Genomic DNA, 18743 nt, shown 5'->3' with positions numbered 1-18743 from the left:
GATGAGCGAGCAGACCAACCGACCCCGGGTCCTCGTCGTCGACGACGAGCGCAACATCCGCGACCTGGTGGGGGTGGCGCTGCGCTTCCACGGGTTCGAGGTGATCAGCGCGGCCCGGGGGTACGAGGCGCTGGAACTGGCCGGCTCGGCCTCCCCGGACCTTCTGGTGCTGGACGTCATGCTGCCCGACCTGGACGGGTTCGAGCTGTGCCGGCGGCTGCGGGCCCGGGGTGACGAGGTGCCGGTCATCTTCCTCACCGCCCGCGACACCCCCGCCGACACCGTGCACGGCCTCACCCTCGGCGGTGACGACTACGTCACCAAGCCCTTCTCGGTGGAGGCGCTGGTCGCCCGGGCCCGTGCCGTGCTGCGCCGCGGCGGCGGTCGCGGCGGCTCGGGATCGGAGGCGGCGGCCGAGCAGACCGTCCTGTCGGTGGCCGGCCTGGAGCTCGACGAGTCGCGGTGGGAGGTCCGCAGGGACGGCACGCCCGTGGACCTCTCCCCCACCGAGTTCCGCCTCCTGGCCTTCCTGATGCGCCACCCCGGGCAGGTGCTCACCAAGGCCCAGCTGCTGGAGCACGTCTGGGGCTTCGGCACCCAGTCCCAGGTGGTCGAGACCTACATCTCCTATCTGCGCCGCAAGCTGGACCCCCTCGGCCCGCCGCTGATCCACACCCAGCGCGGCGTCGGCTACGCGCTGCGTCCCTCGTCATGACCCTCGGGGGGCGGCTGCTCACGGGCCTGCTGTCGGTGACCGCGGTCGGGCTCGCGATGTTGTCGGTGGTGAGCGTGCTGGTGATGCGGGGGCACATGCTCGACCGCACCGACGCCTCGCTGACGGCGGCGGCGCACGGGTCGGCGGCGCGGCTGGTGCGGGCGTCCGGGATCGCGCTGGTGAACGCCAGCCCGACGTACGCGGTGGCCGTGCTCAACCTCACCACCGGGCGCGGGCGCCTGCTGGCCGGAGACGACACCGAGGCCGAGCACATGCCCGAGACCCTGGAACGGCTCGGCGGACGCGTCCTGGAGCCGCTGGCGGACAGCGGGACACCCTTCGCGCTGAGCACGAGACTGCGCGCGGCGGCGGCCCGGATGGACGTGGGGGACCGCATCGTGGTGGTGGCCGTGCCGCTGGACGAGGTGCGGGACGCCGTCAAGCGGCTCATCCTCACCGAACTGGTCACCGGCGTGGTGCTGATGGCGCTGCTGGCCCTGCTCGGCCGGTTCCTGATCGCCAAGGGGCTCGCCCCGCTGCGGCGAATGGCGAGCACGGCGCAGCTGGTGGCCGAGGGCGGCGACCTGTCGGAGCGCATGCCGGAGGGGCGATCGGAGGCGGGGCGGCTCGGCGCGGCCATCAACGTCATGCTCACCCGCATCCAGTACGCCTTCGCCGCGCGCTGGGCGTCGGAGGAACGGGTGCGCCGGTTCGCCGCGGACGCCTCCCACGAGCTGCGCAACCCGCTCACCACCATCCACGGGTACGCCGAGCTGTACCGTCAGGGCGCGATCCCGCCGGAGGAGACGCCGCAGGTGATGCGGCGCATCGAGGACGAGGCCGCGCGGATGGCGCGCCTGGTGTCGGAGCTGCTGGAGCTGGCGCGGCTGGACAAGGGCGCCGCGCTCGCCATGGCCCCCGTGGACCTCACCGCCCTGGCCGCCGAGGTCGTCGACGACTTCGCCGCCCTCAACCCCGACCACCCCGTGACCCTGGCCGCCCCCGGCGAGCTGGTCGCCGTCGCCGACGAGGCCCGCGTCCGGCAGGTCCTGGTCAACCTCCTCGCCAACGTCCGCGCCCACACCCCGCCCGGCACCCGCGCCACCGTCCGCCTCGCGCCCCCCGCCGTCCTGGAGGTCACCGACGACGGCCCCGGCATGCCCCCCGAGGTGGCCGCCATCGCCTTCGACCGCTTCCACCACACCGCGGAGAGCGACGGCTCAGGCCTCGGCCTCTCCATCGTCCAGGCCATCGCCATCGCCCACGGCGGCCAGGCCGTCCTGCGCTCCCTGCCCACCCAGGGCACCACCGTCCAGGTGACCCTTCCCACCCACCTGTAGCCTCCGCGGCGGCGCGGAAAATCGGTTGTCCCGGCGGGAGGGGACGCCGTAGCTTCATGGGTATGCGCAATTTCTCCTACTGAGAGTGCCGATCGGCCTGACGGCCGGTCCGTCGCTCGCTTCGGCTTTCTGATCCCGTCCGTCAAGACGCGGTGGCTGAGGCTCCGACCGGCATGTTCCTGCCGCGTCGTGATCCGTTAGGAGACTTCGTACATGCGTACCCGCGCCGCAAAGAAGGGCCGCAAGGCTCCCCGTCAGCTCCCCTCGCCGGAACTCAAGCCGCCGCTTCCCGAGCCGGGGCGCACGGTGCCGCTTCCTCTGCCGGAGCCCACCGTGCCGCCATTGCCGCGGCCCGAGCGCAAGCAGCCGGCGCCCCGCCGGATCAACCCGACACCGATCCCCGTACGGCGCACGCCACCTCCCAGGCGGCAGCCGAAGGGACGCTGACGGGTGACCCGGCGACGGCGGTGCCCCGCCCCGTTGGACGAGGCGGAGCACCGCCGTCAATTCCGGCCGTGACCGGCCGGAGCGGCTCGACGAGTCAGAGCCGCTCGATGATGGTGACGTTCGCCTGCCCGCCGCCCTCGCACATCGTCTGCAGGCCGTACCGGGCCCCGGTCCGCTCCACCTCGTGCAGCAGCTTGGTCATCAGGATGGCCCCGGTGCCCCCCAGCGGGTGCCCGAGGGCGATGGCCCCGCCGTTGGGGTTGGTGCGGGCCGGGTCGGCGCCGATCTCCTCCATCCAGGCCATCGGGACGGGCGCGAACGCCTCGTTGATCTCGATGACGCCGATGTCGTCGATGGACAGGCCCGACCGGGTGAGCGCCTTGCGGGTCGCGGGGATGGGCGCGGTCAGCATGTAGACCGGGTCGTCCCCGGTGAGCGCCAGCGTGACGATCCGGGCCCTGGGTGTCAGCCCGTGGTCCCTGACCGCCTGCTCGGACGCGATCAGCACGGCGCCGGAGCCGTCCGAGATCTGCGACGAGGTGGCGGCGGTGATCCGCCCGCCGTCGCGCAGCGTCTTCAGCCCGGCCATCTTCTCCAGCGTCGTGTCCGCCCGGGGCCCCTCGTCGTCCTCGACCCCGGCGATCGGGGCGATCTGGTCGCGGAAGTACCCGTTGGCGATGGCCTTGGCGGCCCGCTGGTGGCTCTCGTAGGCGTACTGCTCCAGCTGCTCGCGGCTGTATCCCCACTTGTCGCACATCAGCTCCGCGCCGCGGAACTGCGAGATCTCCTGCTTGCCGTACCGCTCCACCCACTTCTCGCCGAACGGGAACGGCATGCCCTTCTCCAGGGCGGCGGTGATGCTCGACCCCATCGGGACGATGCTCATCGACTCGACGCCGGCCGCGACCACCAGGTCCTGCGTGCCGGACATCACGCCCTGCGCGGCGAAGTGGATCGACTGCTGGGACGACCCGCACTGCCGGTCGATCGTCACGCCCGCCACCGACTCGGGCAGCCCGGCCGACAGCCAGGCGTTGCGCGCGATGTCCATGCTCTGCGGGCCGAACTGCATGACGCAGCCCATGATCACGTCGTCCACGGCGGCCGGGTCCACGCCCGTGCGGTCGACCAAGGCTCTGAGCGTGTGCGCCGCCAGATCCGTGGGGTGGACGGCGGACAGGCCGCCCTTCTTCTTGCCGACCGGGGAGCGGACCGCCCCGACGATGTACGCCTCTGCCACTAGTGCCTCCAGTGAACTCCTGGGACCCGCTCACCCGAAAACCGAGCGATGTTCGGTATTGGTTCGAGCGTATAACAGAATAATCGTCCGTGGCAGGCGGAGTGTTCCCCCGGGGTCAGCGGCGCGGCGCGGCGCGCGTGCCGGTCATCCTCGCGTAGACGATGACGTTGTCCTGGTAGTGGCCGGTCGTCCGGTTGTACGTCCCGCCGCAGGTGATCAGGCGCAGCTCGGCGTTCTCGGCGTCGCCGTACACGCGGTTGGTGGGGAACGTCAGCTTGTCGGCCTGCTCCACCCCGCCCACCGTGAAGATCGCCACCGTGCCGTCCATCCGGGTGACCTCGATGGTGTCGCCGTACTTCAGCTGGTCCAGCCGGGTGAACACGGCGGTGCGGGTGGTGGTGTCCTTGTGGCCGAGCATCACCGCGGGCCCCGACTGGCCGGCGGTGGGGCCGTACCGGTACCAGCCGACCAGGTTGGGGTTGTTGATGGGCGGCGTCTCGATCGCGCCGCGCTTGTCCAGACCGACCGACTTGATCGGCGCGTTGATCCCCAGCTTCTTGATGACCAGCCGCTTGGGTGTGGACGGCTGCATGGGCGGCGCCGGGGGCAGCGGGGGCGCGGGCGCCGGGGCCGTCGGCGCGGCCTGCGTCAGCGGCTGGCCCGGCCCGCCGGGGCCCACCGACGCGGGCAGGTTCTCCGGGGGCTGGGCCTGGAGCTTGAGCGGGGTGCGCCCGGCCAGGCCGTACTCGGCGGGCGCGTTGACCATGAGCAGCAGCCCGACCACGACCGTGACGACGCCCGCCACGGCGGCGAGGATCAGGATCCCGCGCAGCATCTGGCCGTGGTCGGCCTTCGGCTCGGGTTCAGGCTCCTGCCACTGGCCGTAGCCGTAGTAGACCTGTGGCATGTACGGCTGGCCGTGCACAGGCTGTGGATATCCAGGGTTGCCGTACCCCTCCGGCGGCGGGTACTCGGGCGGCATCGTCACGCCGGACCCCCGGTCAGCCCCGCTGCGGGCGACGGCGGCGCATCATCAGCCCGCCCACACCTGCCCCGAGGACCAGGATCGAGCCGACCGCGAGGAACATCCGCGCGTCCGGCCCCATGTCACCACCGCCACCGGTCGCCGCGCCACCGCCGGGCGTCCGCGTCACCTGCCGCCTCGGGCTCTGCGTCACGGTCTCGAAGACGGTGCGGGTGGGCTTCGGGCTGCTGCTGGTGGGGCTGGGGCTGGTCGTCGTCGGGGTGGGGCTGGGCGAGGGGCTGGTGGCAGCCGGGCTGCCGGTGGTCACCCCGAAGGTGATGGCGGCGGCGGCGGCCTCTGCGCTCGCGGGCGTGCAGGTGTACCAGGTGGCCGTCGCGGCTCCGGCGGCGCTCGGCACGATCTTCAGAGCGAACTTGTCCGGCCGGAGCCCCACGGTGCCAGTGGCCGTAGGCACCAACGTGACCACCATGGTCGGCAGCGGCACCGGGCTATTGGCGCCAACGTCGGTCAATGGCGTAGCAGTGCCGATAGCGGTCTTGGTCGTGGGCTGGGGCGCGATCGGCACACCGGACACAGCCACATCGCCCTCGGCGACAATCTTGTTGGACGCCGAGGAAGGCAGCAGGCTCGGCGCCGGGAGGAAAGACGTATCCGGCTGGTCCAGGTACCAGGTGACGGTCGCGGTGGCGCTCCGGATCGGCGTGGGGATCGGCGTGGCCAGTTCCACGTTGAGTTTGTAGGTGCCTCCCCCTGTACCGGCCGGCGGGGCGCAGGTGTACGAGACGTCCACCGGCGTGATGAGCGACGCGATCGCCGGAACCCCTCCGAGGAGTACGCCCGCAGTCAAGGATCCGGCCACGGCTGCTCTGGTGGCGATGCGACGCCGTGCCTTCGACTTCAGCACGTATATCTCCATTTCAGCGGCGATGACCGGTTTGCCAGGTCCAACAGAATCCCAGACCCAAGTCACAGTTCGGTACAGATCCTACGGAGCCTAGATCCCGCCTCGCTGTGATTTGGGGGTTGCAATCCAGATTTTCTGGTGTCACAGCAGCTCAGAGAGGTTTACGGATTGCAACTTTAATATGTCGGATCAATGGCGGACGGCGGCGGATCACCCTCCGTACACGCCTGCCGCCCCTCAGGCCCGGGACGAGAGCGTGGCGTAAACGATGATGTTGTCGGTGTAGCTGTGGCTGCGGGGGTTGAATATCCCGCCGCAGGTGATCAGGCGCAGGGCGGCGTGGTCCACGTGGCCGTAGACGCGCTTGGTGGGGAACCTGGCCTTGCTGGCCTGTTCGGCGCCGTCCACGGTGAACACCGCCGTCGAGCCGTCCGCGCGGGTGACGGTGATCTTGTCGCCCCGGCTGAGCTCGCGCAGCCTGCCGAACACGGCCGGGCCGCGCCGGGTGTTCACGTGCCCGAGGATCACGGCGGGCCCCGCCTCCCCCGGGGACGGTCCGAGCCGGTACCACCCCGCCAGCTTCGGCCGGTCCAGCGGGGGCACCTCGATCTCCCCGGACTTCCGCACCCCGACCGACGTCAGCGGAGCGTCCACCCCGATCCTCGGGATCTTGACCCTGGTCGGCGCCGACATGCGGAGCGTCGTCGCCGGAGGCGCGGCGGGGTCCGGCGGCCCGGCGGTCGCGGTCACCTCGACCTGCGGCGCACCCTCTCCACCGGGCCCGACGGTCCTGGTGACCACCGAGACCGGATCGTCGTCCACGGCCGCCGCTCCCCGGGCACCGTCCCCGCTCGCCGCACCGTCCAGGCTCACCGAGGCGCCCGGCGACGCACCGGGAGCGGCGGCGGGGTCCCCGGGGTGCGGCGCGGGCGCGAGGTACATCAGCAGCCCCGCCATCACCAGACCGACCCCCGCCAGCGACCCGAGCGCCAGCAACACCGGCGGCAACACCGCTCCGGCGCGTCCCCGCGTCCGTTTCCCGCTCGGTACGGCCCCGCTCGCGGACCCCTGCGCACCATCCGCGGACGCCTGCGCACCATCCGCGGACGCCTGCGCAACGTCCCTGGCCGCGGACCCGTGCACACCGTCCCCGGTCGCGGAGCCCCGCGTACCCTCCCCGGTCGCCCCGGGGGCCTGTTCTTCGTCTTCGGGTGGCGGCGCGTCGGTCACCCCCGGCCCTCCTCCACGTGGACGGCCGGTTCCGTGCCCTGGAGGCGGCGGCGTCGCACCAGGCCGCCCGCGATCCCGGCGGCCGTCAGGACGGTGCCGTACCCGATCAGCAGGGGCGCGGCGGTGCCGTCCCCCGGGGCCTCACCGGTCTGGGCGCCGCCTCTGGGAGTGACCCTGACCTGCGGCGTCCGGCTCGGTGTGCGGGTGGGGGTGCGAGTGACGGTCGCGGTGGCGGTGGGGGCGCCGTGTCCCAGGCCGCCGCCGGACAGGACGATCACGCCCCGGGCCGAGTCGTCCCCGTCGGTGATCTGCCCGTCGCCGTCGTCGTCCTCATCGTCGTCGTCATCATCGTCGGGGGCCGGGACGATCTCCACGGTCACGGGCTTGGAGGTGCCGGTGTACTTACACGTGGTCTTGAAGTAGTCCGGCGGGGCGGACAGCTCACGGGTGATCAGGTCGAAGGCGTCGACGGCCATGACCTTGTTGGTGGCGTCGGCGGGCGCGACGTTCTTGAAGGTGACGGTGTGCTCCCCGTATGGGAGATCGGTCTTCGACCACAGCACCTGCTGGGCCTTTGGCGTCGGCTCCGGTGCCGGATCGTGGGCGTTCACTTTTTCGAGGAGAACGGGAGGCGTGCCCATGGACACCTCGAACTCGCCTACCGTCTCGACCCGCTCGCCGATGTAGGACAAGCCCGTCCCGACGAACGTCACCGTCGCCGAGTCATCCCGTGCGGCGGTGGCGTGAAGGTCGTCCTGGTAGTCGCCGTACGTGGACCGGTTCGGGGCGTAGAACCAGGACGTCCCCTGGTAGGCGATGGGACCGTGCGTGTGCGGCGCCGTCCCGGCGGGGCCTTCAGCCGGGTCATCGGTGTCGTTGACCCGGACCTTGTCGGCGGGTGGAATGAAACCAAGGACCAGGTCGCCGGGGGTGATGGTGAGCTTGCCTGTTTCGGTGGTGGCGACCGAGCCGGCGATGGGGGCCGGGAGTTCCAGCGGGCCGCCCTTGGCGAGTGCGGCCTGGTCCTTGCCGCCCGTGGAGTCGAGGGTGCCCTCCCACAGGCCCGTCACCTTGGCGGTGCCGGTGGCGACGAGGCGCCCGCCCGCCTTGAAGGCGGCGGAGGAGGCGAGGGGCGACTTGCTGAGCGTCCAGTTCAGGGGCAACCGCTCGCCGACCTTCACCGAGGTCGGGAGGGACACATCGACCATGATCGTCTGGGGGCCGGTCGCCGGAAGGAGCGCACCGCCGGCGCAGGTGTACTCGTACACGTAGTGGCCGGTGTCGGCGGCGCCCGGGGCAGGCGGGAGGAGGACGACCGCGGTGCAGGCGGCGAGCGCCGACACCGTGAGCACGCCACGGAACTTGATCGCCCATCCACTCACGGGAGGGCCTCCGATCATCCGGTGTCCGACCACGAACCGAAGAGAGATCGTATGACGATTGCCTCGCACGGCGATCGGCAAGGGAAGAAGGCCACGGGGAAAGTAGCGGATTTGTGATGTGAGGTCGCAGTAGTCGGATCACCTGGGCCTGGGTGGGCCGCGATCCAGCAGAACCGTATTCTGTTCCACGAATTCCCCCAAGGAGGACAGACGAATGCGGCGAGACCTCTTCGACGAGGAGCACCTGCTCTTCCGTGACACCGTGCGCGAGTTCATGGAGCGCGAGGTCGTCCCCCACCACGCCCAGTGGGAGAAGGACGGCATCGTGCCGCGCGAGGTGTGGAAGAAGGCCGGGGAGCTCGGCATGTTCGGCTTCTCGGTGCCGGAGGAGTACGGCGGCTCGGGCATCACCGACTTCCGGTACAACACGGTGATCGTCGAGGAGATCATCAGGGCCGGTGCCAGCGGGCTGGGCTTCGGCCTGCACAACGACATCATGGCGCCGTACCTGGTCGACCTCACCGGCGACGAGCAGAAGCAGCGCTGGCTCCCCGGCTTCGTGTCCGGCGAGCTGATCACCGCCATCGGCATGACGGAGCCCGGCGCGGGCAGCGACCTGCAGGGCGTCCGGACGACGGCGGTCCGCGAGGACGACCACTACGTCGTCAACGGCCAGAAGACCTTCATCACCAACGGCATCAACTCCGACCTGGTGGTCGTCGTCGCCAAGACCGACCCCGCCGCCGGGGCCCGCGGCATCACCCTGCTGGTGGTCGAGCGCGGCATGGACGGCTTCTCCCGGGGGCGCAACCTGGAGAAGATCGGCATGCACGCCCAGGACACCGCGGAACTGTTCTTCGAGAACGTCCGGGTCCCGGTGGCCAACCGCCTGGGCGACGAGGAGGGCCAGGGCTTCATCCAGCTCATGGTCAACCTCCCGCAGGAGCGGCTCTCCATCGCCGTGGCCGCCGTGGCCGCCGCCGAGACCGTCCTGGAAGCGACGATCGAGTACTGCAAGAACCGCAAGGCGTTCGGCCGCAACATCGGTTCCTTCCAGAACACCCGCTTCGTCCTGGCCGAGCTGGCCACCGAGGTGGAGATCGCCCGCCACTACGTGGACAAGTGCATCATCGCGCTCAACGCCAAGGAACTCACGGTCGTCGACGCCGCCAAGGCCAAGTGGTGGACCACCGAGATCCAGCACAAGGTCATCGACCGCTGCCTCCAGCTGCACGGCGGCTACGGCTACATGACCGAGTACCCGGTGGCCCGCGCCTGGATGGACAGCCGTGTGCAGACCATCTACGGCGGCACCACCGAGATCATGAAGGAGATCATCGGCCGCTCCTTCGGCTTCTGACCCCCCGCCCGCCCCGCGCCGGCGGCGGCGCGGGGCGGCGTCGGTGACACCCGGTGGGCGGGGTGTTTCACTGTGGGGATGGGGCTGGTATACGAGAGGCGCGGGAGCGGGGAGCCGCTGGTCCTGCTGCACGGGATCGGGCACCGGTGGCAGGCCTGGGAGCCGGTCATGGGAGCGCTGGCGGAGCGGCGGGACGTGATCGCGGTCGACTTCCCGGGGTTCGGGGCGTCGCCGCCGCTGCCCGGGGGGACGCCGTACAACGCGCAGACGCTGGCCGACTCGATCGAGAGGTTCTGCGCGGAGCTCGGCGTGGTGAAGCCGCACGTCGCGGGGAACTCACTCGGCGGGTACGTGGCGCTGACCCTCGCCGCGAGAGGCACCGTCAGGACGGCGACCGCGCTGTCCCCGGCCGGATTCTGGGCTGGCGCGGAGGCGACGTACGCGCGGGTGCTGCTCAAGGCCCTGCGCCGGGCGACCGAGGCCATGCCGGACGAGAGCATCGAGCCCGCCGCCCGGACGTGGGCCGGCCGGGTGGTGACGATGGGACTGATCGTCGCCAGGCCGGCCCGGAAGACCCCCGAGGCGACGGTCGCCGACATGCGCGGGCTGCGGGACGCCGTGGGATTCGCCGAGACGCTGGAGTCCTTCAAGGCGGTGGTGCCGCCCGCCCGTCCCAAGGTGCCGGTCACCATCGCCTGGGGCGAGCACGACAGGGTGCTGCCGCGCCGCCAGGCGGTCCGCGCGGCCAAGTGGTCGGAGCGGCGGGTGCTGCTGCTCAAGGGCTGCGGTCACGTCCCGATGAGCGACGATCCCGCGCTGGTCGCGCGGGTGCTGCTGGACGGCAGCGCCGGCTGAAGCTCAGCGGAAGGTCTGGGTGTACACGGCGAGCACGACGACCGCGAAGGTCAGCATCACCCCGGTGTAGGCGATGGGCCCGAAGCGCAGCCTCCGGCGCACGCGGTTCAGCCCCCACGCGAACAGGAACGCCAGGAAGATCAGCAGGATCAAACCGCCGTTGTCCACCGCCACCGCCTCCTGGGTCACGCCCCGTCAAGGGTTCCGCCGCTGACCAGTATGCGGCGCCGCGCCGCCGGACGCGGGAGCCGCGCGGCCTCCGGTATGAAAGGCCCCCGTGATTCGTGACCCGCCGACCGGAATCGCCGGGAGTCAGCGGGCGCGGGTGGGGATCTCGAACCAGACGGCCTTGCCTTCCTTGGTGGGGCGGGAGCCCCAGCGGCGGGCCAGCTGGTCGACCAGGTAGAGGCCCCGGCCGCCTTCGTCGTTCTCGCCCGCGCTGCGGATGCGGGGCAGGCGGAGATCCTGGTCGAAGACCTCGACCCAGATGGACTCGTCGCCCCGGCGCAGGCGGAGGGTGAATTCCTTCTCGTTGACGATGTCGCTGTCCAGGCCGGGGACGTCCCAGGACTCGTCGAAGGGGAGCGGGGGGCCGTCCATCATGACGAGCTCGCGGCGCGGGACACTGGAGCTGGCGGCGTGCAGGACGACGTTGGTGACGACCTCGGAGACCAGGAGGCAGGCCAGCTCGGCCTTCTCGTCGGGCACGCCCCAGCCGGTGAAGGCCTCGGAGGCCATGCGGCGGGCCTCGCCGACCATGATGGGCTGGGCCGGGAAGGTGCGCTCCTCGTAGGGGAGCTCCTTGCCGGCGGAGCGGACCACCAGGATGGCCATGTCGTCGTCGATCTCGCCGGGCACGGCCTCGGTGGCGGCGTCGGCGATGCGCTCGACGGTGTCGGCGGACGCCTTGGCGACCTCTTCGCGCAGGACGCGCAGCATCTCGTCGTAGCCGACCTGCGGGTCGGCGGAGTCGCGGGTGGGGCGGCGGTCGAGCAGGCCGTCGGTGTACAGCAGGAGGGCGGCGCCGGGGGGCAGCACCCGGGTCTCCTCCTTGTACACGAGGTCGGCGTGCATGCCTTTGGCGCTCACCCCGAGTGGCTGGCCGACCTCGGAGATGTCCAGCTCGGTGACTATGCCGTCCACGATCAGCAGGGGCGGCGCGTGCCCGGCGTTGGCGAACGACAGCTGGCGGGACCAGGCGTCGTACACGAGGTACTGGCAGGTGACGATGGGGGGGACGCCGACGTCGAACTCGTCCTCCTCGGGGGCGGCGACGATGCGGGTCCACTCGTCGAGCCGGGCGAGGATGTCGGCGGGTGACTTGTCGTCCTGGGCGAAGGCGCGCAGCGCGGCGCGGAGCTGGCCCATGACGGCGGCGGCCTTGGCCCCGCGCCCCTCGACGTCGCCGATGACGATGCCGACGCGGCCCGCCGACAGCGGGATGACGTCGTACCAGTCGCCGCCGACCTGGGTCTGGATGCCCTGGCCGTGGGAGGCGAGCGGCGCGGCGGGTTCGTACCTGACCGCGATCTCGAGCCCGTCGAACTGGGGCAGCGCGCGGGGCAGCAGGTATTTCTGGAAGGACTCGGCGGTGTGCCGCTCCTCCTCGAACAGCAGCGCGTTGTCGACCGCGATGGCGACCCGGGTGGCGATGGCCCCGACGAAGTCGCGGTCGAAGGCGTCGTAGTGGGGGGACCGGCGGTCGGTGAGGTTGGACAGGCCGAGGTACATCAGGCCGAGGGTCTCGCCCCGGGCGCACAGCGGCGCGACGATGGCGGACGTCATGCCGATCTCGCCGCACAGCCTGCTGCTCGCCTCGCTCGGCGCGGGGTAGCTGCTCTGCGCGAAGTCCTCGACGAGGATGGTCTCCTGCCGCCGCAGCGCGATCTCGGCGTAGTGGCCGGCGGGGTAGTGGATGTCGGAGCCGACGGGGCGCCAGGTGCCCGGCGGGGGGGTCCAGCCCTTGACGTGGGTGGAGACCTTGCGGATCAGCCGGTCGCCCTCGTTGAGCTCGATGAAGCAGTGGTCGGCGAACTGGGGCACCAGCATCTCGGCGACGCGGTTGAGGGTCTCGCCGACGTGCAGGGAGCCGGCGAGGCGCTCGCCGATGCGCTCCAGCAGCCCGAAGCGGTCTTTTTCGCGCTCGTTGCTGCGCATCGCCTCACGGGCGGTGATCACGATGCCGGTGACCGACCCGGAGGGGTGGCGCAGCGGCACGGCCTGCGCCCGGACGTAGATGATCGTGCCGTCCGCCCGCAGGACGTCGAAGGTGCCCTCCCAGACGCCGCCCTTGAGGACGTGCTTGGCCAGCTCGACGGCCAGGGGGTGGTCCTTCTCCATGATGCCTAAGGACAACGCGGCCTGGTCGGGGCCCGCGGACCTGTCGGCGTGGCCGAACAGGCGCTCGGCGAACGGGTTCCAGTAGAGGACGTTGCTGAAGCGGTCGGTGACCACCACCGCCATTTCGGCGTGGTCGAGCACCGAGCCCGCCGTCAGATGATCGGTCGCGTCCTGCGAGAGGTCCCCCCATCGCTTCATGACGCGACCACCCCCGCGCGGGGGCCCTCGGGGAAGACGACCACGTGCGCTCCTGGAGCGGTGTCGGCGACACGATGACGGGCACCCGGGCAGGCCGGGCCGCACACATCGTGTACCGCGGGAAGGGGGAAACCCATGGCGGGAATCAACCAAGAACGCCTTGAGCCGTCAGCGTCTAGACACGAAGACGTGCGCGGCGACATCACGCGGGATGTTCGCGGGAGTACTGTCCGCTTCATCGTCACCTGTCACCCGTACACCGTCGTCGCTCGCCGCGAGCGTCACCTCGCGTCCGGGTTGTATCCCAACTTGCTTGAGTTTAAGCATCACGGTGGGATCACTTTGCACTTGTTCGCTAATTCGCCGCACCACCACGGGCAGGTCACCCACGCCCACGAGGTCCAGCATGGCGGCGATGGTCTCGCCCTCGGCCTTGTCGGGCTCGACGACGCCGAGCTCGTCCAGCCCGGGGATGGGGTTGCCGTGGGGGCAGACGACGGGGCTGTCCAGGAGGCTGACCAGCCTGCTCTCCACGGATTCGGACATTACGTGCTCCCACCGGCACGCCTCGACGTGGACCTCTTCCCACGGCAGGCCGATGACCTGTGTGAGGAGGCACTCGGCCAGGCGGTGCTTGCGCATCACCCGGGTGGCCAGTGTGCGGCCGAGATCGGTCATGGCGAGGTGACGGTCGCCCTCGACGCGGACGAGGCCGTCGCGCTCCATGCGTGCCACCGTCTGGCTGACCGTCGGACCACTCTGCTGCAGTCGCTCGGCGATGCGCGCGCGCAGCGGGACGATCCCCTCTTCTTCCAGCTCGTAGATCGTGCGGAGGTACATCTCCGTGGTGTCGATCAAGCCGTGTGCGGTCAAGGTTCCTCCCCTCCCGATATCCCCGATGCTACGTCCAGCTCCGGGGTGGAAAGCCGCGTGCGAGCAGGCGGAGGGACGGTCTCCCCAGAGACTTGGTCACGACGTCCGGACAGAGCTTACGCAGACCGACTGACAGAACCGGTCGGGCAGGCGGGCGGCAGCGGCGCAAAGAGGACGTGATTCCATTACAAGCATCTCACTCTTCGGCGCCCCCGTCGCGTGTATGTCCAGAACGTGATCATTGTGCCGCGTCGTCGAGCCGCCGCCCGAGGCGTTCGCTCGCGTCGTAGCGCCGGAAAGCCGGGACGGCGAGCCCCACGACGACCACCAGCACCGCGCACACCAGCCCGCCGCCCGCCCAGGCGGGCACCAGTCCGAACGCGCTCGCCGTCGCCCCGGCCCGCAGGTCGCCGAGGCGCGGCCCGCCGGCCACCACGACCATGAACACCCCCTGCATGCGCCCGCGCATGTCGTCGGGGGCGTACGTCTGCAGGATGGTCTGCCGCCAGACCGCCGACACCAGGTCCAGGGCCCCGCCCACGGCGAGCAGCACGACCACCAGCCACAGGTGGTCGGTGAACGCGGCGGCGGTCACGGTCAGCCCCCACAGCGCGATCACCCACGTCAGCGCGAGCCCCTGCCTGCGTACGCGGCCGACCCACCCCGACAGCAGGCCCGCGGCGACCGCTCCGATGGCGATGCTGGCCGACAGCCAGCCGAACGCCACGGCGGACCCGCCGAACCGCTCGGCGGCCAGCTCGGGGAACAGCGCCCTCGGCAGCGCGAACGCCATGGCGATGATGTCGACCACGAACGACATGAGCACCACCGGGTGCCCGCCGATGTACCGCAGTCCGTTGACCACCGAACGCAGGCCGGGCCGGATCACGTCCCCGATGGGGGGCAGGCGCGGCAGCCGCACGGCGGCGTAGAGGCCGGCGCCGAACAGAAGTGCGTCGATGAGGTAGGCGGTGGAGTAACCGGACTTGGCGAGCACGACGCCCGCCAGGAGCGGTCCCGCGACCGAGCCCGCGCTGCTGACCAGGAAGTTGAGCGTGTTGGCCGCCGCGACCCGCTCGGGCGGCACCAGCCGGGGGATGATCGCCCCGCGTACGGGCGAGGTGACCGCGAAGCCGGTGGACTGCACGGCGATCACCATGATGATGAACAACACGTTGTTCATCCCCGTCCAGGCGTGCACCAGCAGCGCCAGGGTGGCCGCCCAGGCGACCAGCGAGCCGGTGATCAGCAACCGGCGCCGGTCCACGGCGTCGGCGACCGCGCCGCCCCACAGCCCGAACACCACCAGGGGGATCAGGTTGGCCGGGCCGAGCAGGCCCACCCACAGCGACGATTTGGTGATCTCGTACACCTGCGCGCTGACCGCCACCGAGGTCAGCTGGAAGCCGATGAACGAGACACCCTGCCCGACCAGCAGCCGCCGGTAGGCGGGGGTGCGGAGCGGGCGGGTGTCCACGGCGACACGTCTCAGTGCTGACTGGGCCCCCGGCATACCCCCACCTCACGCACTCCGGACAAGATGCCGGACATTGGTATAACTCCGGCACCTTATCCGTACTGCCTGCGTGATCTTCCTCAGGGGGCCAGGCGCTCCAGGATCCAGGACTCGCCCGAACGGCGGTAACGCAGCCGGTCGTGCATGCGGTCGATCTGGCCCTGCCAGAACTCCACCTCGGTGGGCACCACCCGGAAGCCGCCCCAGAACTCCGGCATCGGCGGCTCCTCCGGCCACCGATCCTCCAGCTGCCGGTACCGCTCGTCGAGCTGCTCGCGCGAGCGCACCACGGCGGACTGCCGCGACGCCCACGCGCCGATGCGCGAGCCGTAGGGACGGGAGTGGAAGTACGCGGCGGACGCCTCGCGGGGCAGCCGCACCACCGGCCCCTCCACACGCACCTGGCGGCGCAGCGGGTGCCAGGGGAACACCAGGCCGCCGCGCGGGTTCTCGGCGAGGTCGCGGCCCTTGCGCGACTCGTAGTTGGTGTAGAAGACGAAACCCTCCTGGTCGTACCCCTTGAGCAGGACGGTGCGGGCGCTCGGCCTGCCGCCCGCGGAGGCGGTGGCGAGGATCATGGCGTTGGGCTCGGGCAGGCCCGCCTCGACGGCGTCGGCGAACCACGCCGCGAACTGCGTGACCGGGTCGGCGGCGAGGTCGGCCTCACGCAGCGGCCTGCCCTCATATGTTCGGCGAAGCCCGGCGAAGTACGGCGGGCTCGATGCGGCATCCACGGATCGGTATTCTTCCGCGTCCCCCCACGATCACGACAGCGCCCCCCACCTGCGCCGATCCTCTTCCGGCGGGTCCGGGGGCGGAGCACTCGCGTCAAGGGGGTTGAATATGACCCGCCGGTATCTCGACATCAAGGCTTTGACTCAAGAAAGGGAGGCGGCCGCGAATGTCCGACTTCAAACCCGGGCTGGAAGGCGTAGTAGCGTTCGAGACCGAGATCGCGGAACCGGACAAAGAAGGGGGCGCCCTTCGTTACCGGGGCGTCGACATCGAAGAGCTGGTCGGCCGGGTGTCCTACGGAAACGTCTGGGGCCTGCTGGTCGACAACAAGTTCAAGCCGGGCCTGCCTCCGGCCGAGCCGTACCCCATCCCCGTCCACTCCGGTGACATCCGTGTCGACGTCCAGAGCGCCTTGGCCATGCTGGCCCCGGCCTACGGCTTCCGACAGCTTCTCGACATCGGTGAGGAGCAGGCCCGCGAAGACCTCGCGCGCGCCTCCGTCACCGCTCTCTCCTTCGTCGCCCAGTCCGCCCGCGGCCTCGGCCTGCCGATGGTGCCGCAGGCCCGCGTGGACGAGGCGTCCTCCATCGTCGAGCGGTTCATGGTCCGCTGGCGCGGTGAGCCCGACCCCAAGCACGTGAAGGCCATCGACGCGTACTGGACCTCCGCCGCCGAGCACGGCATGAACGCCTCCACGTTCACCGCGCGGGTGATCGCCTCCACCGGCGCGGACGTCGCCGCGGCGCTGTCCGGCGCGGTCGGCGCCATGTCCGGGCCGCTGCACGGGGGCGCCCCCGCCCGCGTGCTGCACATGATCGAAGAGGTCGAGCGCATCGGCAACGCCGAGACCTACGTCAAGCAGGCGCTGGACAAGGGCGAGCGGCTGATGGGCTTCGGCCACCGGGTGTACCGGGCCGAGGACCCGCGGGCCCGCGTGCTGCGCCGCACCGCCCAGGAGCTCGACGCGCCCCGGTACGAGGTGGCCTGCGCCCTGGAGAACGCCGCGCTGGCCGAGCTGCACGCCCGCAAGCCCGACCGCGTGCTCGCCACCAACGTGGAGTTCTGGGCGGCGATCATCCTGGACTTCGCCGAGGTGCCCCCGCACATGTTCACCTCGATGTTCACCTGCGCCCGCACCGCGGGCTGGGCCGCGCACATCCTGGAGCAGAAGCGCACGGGCAGGCTGGTCCGCCCCAGCGCCCGCTACGTCGGCCCGCCGCAGCGTTCGATCAGCGAGGTCCCCGGCGCCGACGAGGTCGCCGGCGCGCTCTGAGGTCCCACCGGCCGGCCCTCCGCGCACCGGCCGTCCCGCCCCTCGCACTCCGCCAAGAACGGCGCCCCCCGTACACGGCCCGCAGCCCTGGTTGCGGGCCTTCCGGCGTTCACAGCCCCTACCGGGCCGATTCTTTACCCCGGCCGGACATCTCAGGATCCGGACCGGGGACATGACCACGGGCACGCCTCACTACCCTGGATGGGTGGCTGACATCGTGATTCCCGCTGAACTCAAGCCCGCGGACGGCCGTTTCGGCTCCGGGCCTTCGAAGGTACGCCCCGAGCAGCTCGAGGCGCTGGCCAGGTCCGGCGCGAGCCTCATGGGCACCTCACACCGGCAGAAGCCGGTGAAGTCCCTGGTGCGCAGGGTCCGCGAAGGGCTGACCGAGCTGTTCTCGCTTCCCGAGGGGTACGAGGTGGTGCTCGGCAACGGCGGCACCACCGCGTTCTGGGACATCGCCGCCTTCGGGCTGATCAGGGAGCGGTCCCAGCACCTCAGCTTCGGCGAGTTCTCCTCGAAGTTCGCGGCCGTCGCCGCCAAGGCCCCGTGGCTGGGCGACCCCAGCGTGATCAAGTCCGAGCCGGGCACCCACCCGCTGCCCCGCGCCGAGGAGGGCGTCGACGTCTACGCGCTGACGCACAACGAGACCTCCACCGGTGTGGCGATGCCGATCGAGCGGGTCGGCGGCGACGACGCGCTGGTGCTGGTGGACGCCACCTCGGGCGCGGGCGGCCTGCCGGTGCGGGCCTCGGAGTTCGACGTCTACTACTTCGCGCCGCAGAAGAGCTTCGCCTCCGACGGCGGCCTGTGGCTCGGCCTGTTCTCGCCGCGCGCCCTGGAGCGGGTGTCCGAGATCGCGGCGTCCGGCCGGTTCGTGCCCGAGTTCTTCAGCCTGCCGACGGCGGTGGACAACTCCGCCAAGGACCAGACCTACAACACCCCCGCGGTGGCGACGCTGATCCTGCTGGCCGACCAGCTCGACTGGATGAACGGTAACGGCGGCCTGGACTTCACCACCGGCCGCACGGCCGACTCGGCCTCCCGGCTGTACACCTGGGCCGAGAAGACGGCCTACACCACGCCGTTCGTGGCCGACCCGGCGCAGCGGTCCAACGTCGTGGGCACCGTCGACTTCTCCGCCGAGGTGGACGCCGCCGAGGTGGCGAAGGTGCTGCGCGCCAACGGCATCGTGGACACCGAGCCGTACCGCAAGCTCGGCCGCAACCAGCTGCGGGTCGCGATGTTCCCCGCGGTCGACCCGGCCGACGTCGAGGCGCTCACCGCCTGCGTCGACCACGTGGTCGAGCGGCTCTAGGACGACCGGCCGGTCCGGGCCTTCTTCTTTCC

General features: G+C 71.1%; 16 protein-coding genes. 6 read left to right on the top strand and 10 right to left on the bottom strand.

Translation table 11 applies throughout. The features are described 5' to 3' along the window. Window position 1 precedes the first annotated feature (1 nt). Window positions 2-715, top strand: coding sequence for a response regulator transcription factor (locus ACFP1K_RS03880; protein WP_380747056.1), 714 nt, complete (start codon window positions 2-4; stop codon window positions 713-715). Next, complete coding sequence (locus tag ACFP1K_RS03875) at window positions 712-2055, top strand: sensor histidine kinase (RefSeq protein ID WP_380747055.1); 1344 nt, start codon at window positions 712-714, stop codon at window positions 2053-2055. Before ACFP1K_RS03880 ends, ACFP1K_RS03875 begins: the two co-directional genes overlap by 4 nt. A gap of 541 nt (window positions 2056-2596) precedes the next feature. Here the strand turns inward: ACFP1K_RS03875 and ACFP1K_RS03870 are convergent. The 5 genes from ACFP1K_RS03870 to ACFP1K_RS03850 form a co-directional block, all read right to left on the bottom strand. After that, window positions 2597-3742 carry an acetyl-CoA C-acetyltransferase gene (locus tag ACFP1K_RS03870; RefSeq protein ID WP_380747054.1) on the bottom strand — a complete coding sequence of 382 codons (1146 nt, stop codon included), beginning with the start codon at window positions 3740-3742 and terminating at the stop codon, window positions 2597-2599. A 115-nt stretch (window positions 3743-3857) separates the two neighbouring features. After that, window positions 3858-4724 (bottom strand): class F sortase, encoded by an 867-nt coding sequence (locus tag ACFP1K_RS03865; RefSeq protein ID WP_380747082.1) that lies wholly within the window; start codon window positions 4722-4724, stop codon window positions 3858-3860. A 19-nt stretch (window positions 4725-4743) separates the two neighbouring features. Further along, window positions 4744-5631, bottom strand: coding sequence for a hypothetical protein (locus ACFP1K_RS03860; protein ID WP_380747053.1), 888 nt, complete (start codon window positions 5629-5631; stop codon window positions 4744-4746). 237 nt (window positions 5632-5868) lie between these two features. Continuing rightward, window positions 5869-6630 carry a class F sortase gene (locus tag ACFP1K_RS03855; RefSeq protein ID WP_380747081.1) on the bottom strand — a complete coding sequence of 254 codons (762 nt, stop codon included), beginning with the start codon at window positions 6628-6630 and terminating at the stop codon, window positions 5869-5871. Window positions 6631-6857: 227 nt separating this feature from the next. After that, entirely contained in the window at window positions 6858-8243 is a 1386-nt protein-coding gene (locus ACFP1K_RS03850) for a hypothetical protein (protein WP_380747052.1), read from the bottom strand. Between the two features lie 214 nt (window positions 8244-8457). On the opposite strand from ACFP1K_RS03850, the gene ACFP1K_RS03845 reads away from it, so the two are divergent. Next, window positions 8458-9603: an acyl-CoA dehydrogenase family protein gene (locus tag ACFP1K_RS03845; RefSeq protein ID WP_380747051.1), complete on the top strand. Its 1146-nt coding sequence runs from the start codon at window positions 8458-8460 to the stop codon at window positions 9601-9603. Window positions 9604-9681: 78 nt separating this feature from the next. Further along, on the top strand, window positions 9682-10458 hold the full coding sequence (locus ACFP1K_RS03840) for an alpha/beta fold hydrolase (protein WP_380747050.1): 777 nt from the start codon (window positions 9682-9684) through the stop codon (window positions 10456-10458). 3 nt (window positions 10459-10461) lie between these two features. Here the strand turns inward: ACFP1K_RS03840 and ACFP1K_RS03835 are convergent, their stop codons facing one another. From ACFP1K_RS03835 to pdxH, 5 genes are all read right to left on the bottom strand, one after another. Continuing rightward, the gene (locus tag ACFP1K_RS03835; protein WP_380747049.1) at window positions 10462-10647 is read right to left on the bottom strand and encodes a hypothetical protein; all 186 of its coding nucleotides are present in this window, start codon (window positions 10645-10647) and stop codon (window positions 10462-10464) included. Between the two features lie 123 nt (window positions 10648-10770). Next, window positions 10771-12996 (bottom strand): SpoIIE family protein phosphatase, encoded by a 2226-nt coding sequence (locus ACFP1K_RS03830; protein ID WP_380747048.1) that lies wholly within the window; start codon window positions 12994-12996, stop codon window positions 10771-10773. Window positions 12997-13164: 168 nt separating this feature from the next. Beyond that, entirely contained in the window at window positions 13165-13869 is a 705-nt protein-coding gene (locus ACFP1K_RS03825) for a metal-dependent transcriptional regulator (protein ID WP_380747047.1), read from the bottom strand. 238 nt (window positions 13870-14107) lie between these two features. Continuing rightward, window positions 14108-15382 carry an MFS transporter gene (locus tag ACFP1K_RS03820; protein ID WP_380747046.1) on the bottom strand — a complete coding sequence of 425 codons (1275 nt, stop codon included), beginning with the start codon at window positions 15380-15382 and terminating at the stop codon, window positions 14108-14110. 83 nt (window positions 15383-15465) lie between these two features. Beyond that, window positions 15466-16119: a pyridoxamine 5'-phosphate oxidase gene (pdxH, locus tag ACFP1K_RS03815; RefSeq protein WP_380747045.1), complete on the bottom strand. Its 654-nt coding sequence runs from the start codon at window positions 16117-16119 to the stop codon at window positions 15466-15468. 167 nt (window positions 16120-16286) lie between these two features. On the opposite strand from pdxH, the gene ACFP1K_RS03810 reads away from it, so the two are divergent. Both ACFP1K_RS03810 and serC read left to right on the top strand, forming a co-directional pair. Next, window positions 16287-17393 carry a citrate synthase 2 gene (locus ACFP1K_RS03810; RefSeq protein ID WP_380747044.1) on the top strand — a complete coding sequence of 369 codons (1107 nt, stop codon included), beginning with the start codon at window positions 16287-16289 and terminating at the stop codon, window positions 17391-17393. A gap of 172 nt (window positions 17394-17565) precedes the next feature. Beyond that, window positions 17566-18711, top strand: a complete 1146-nt coding sequence (gene serC, locus ACFP1K_RS03805; RefSeq protein ID WP_380747043.1) for a phosphoserine transaminase — start codon at window positions 17566-17568, stop codon at window positions 18709-18711. The last annotated feature ends 32 nt before the right edge of the window (window positions 18712-18743 follow it).

It is taken from the genome of Sphaerisporangium aureirubrum, assembly GCF_042658925.1.
Classification (GTDB): domain Bacteria; phylum Actinomycetota; class Actinomycetes; order Streptosporangiales; family Streptosporangiaceae; genus Sphaerisporangium; species Sphaerisporangium aureirubrum.
Note: the sequence above shows the minus strand (reverse complement) of the source record. Positions and strands in the feature narration are given on the sequence as shown.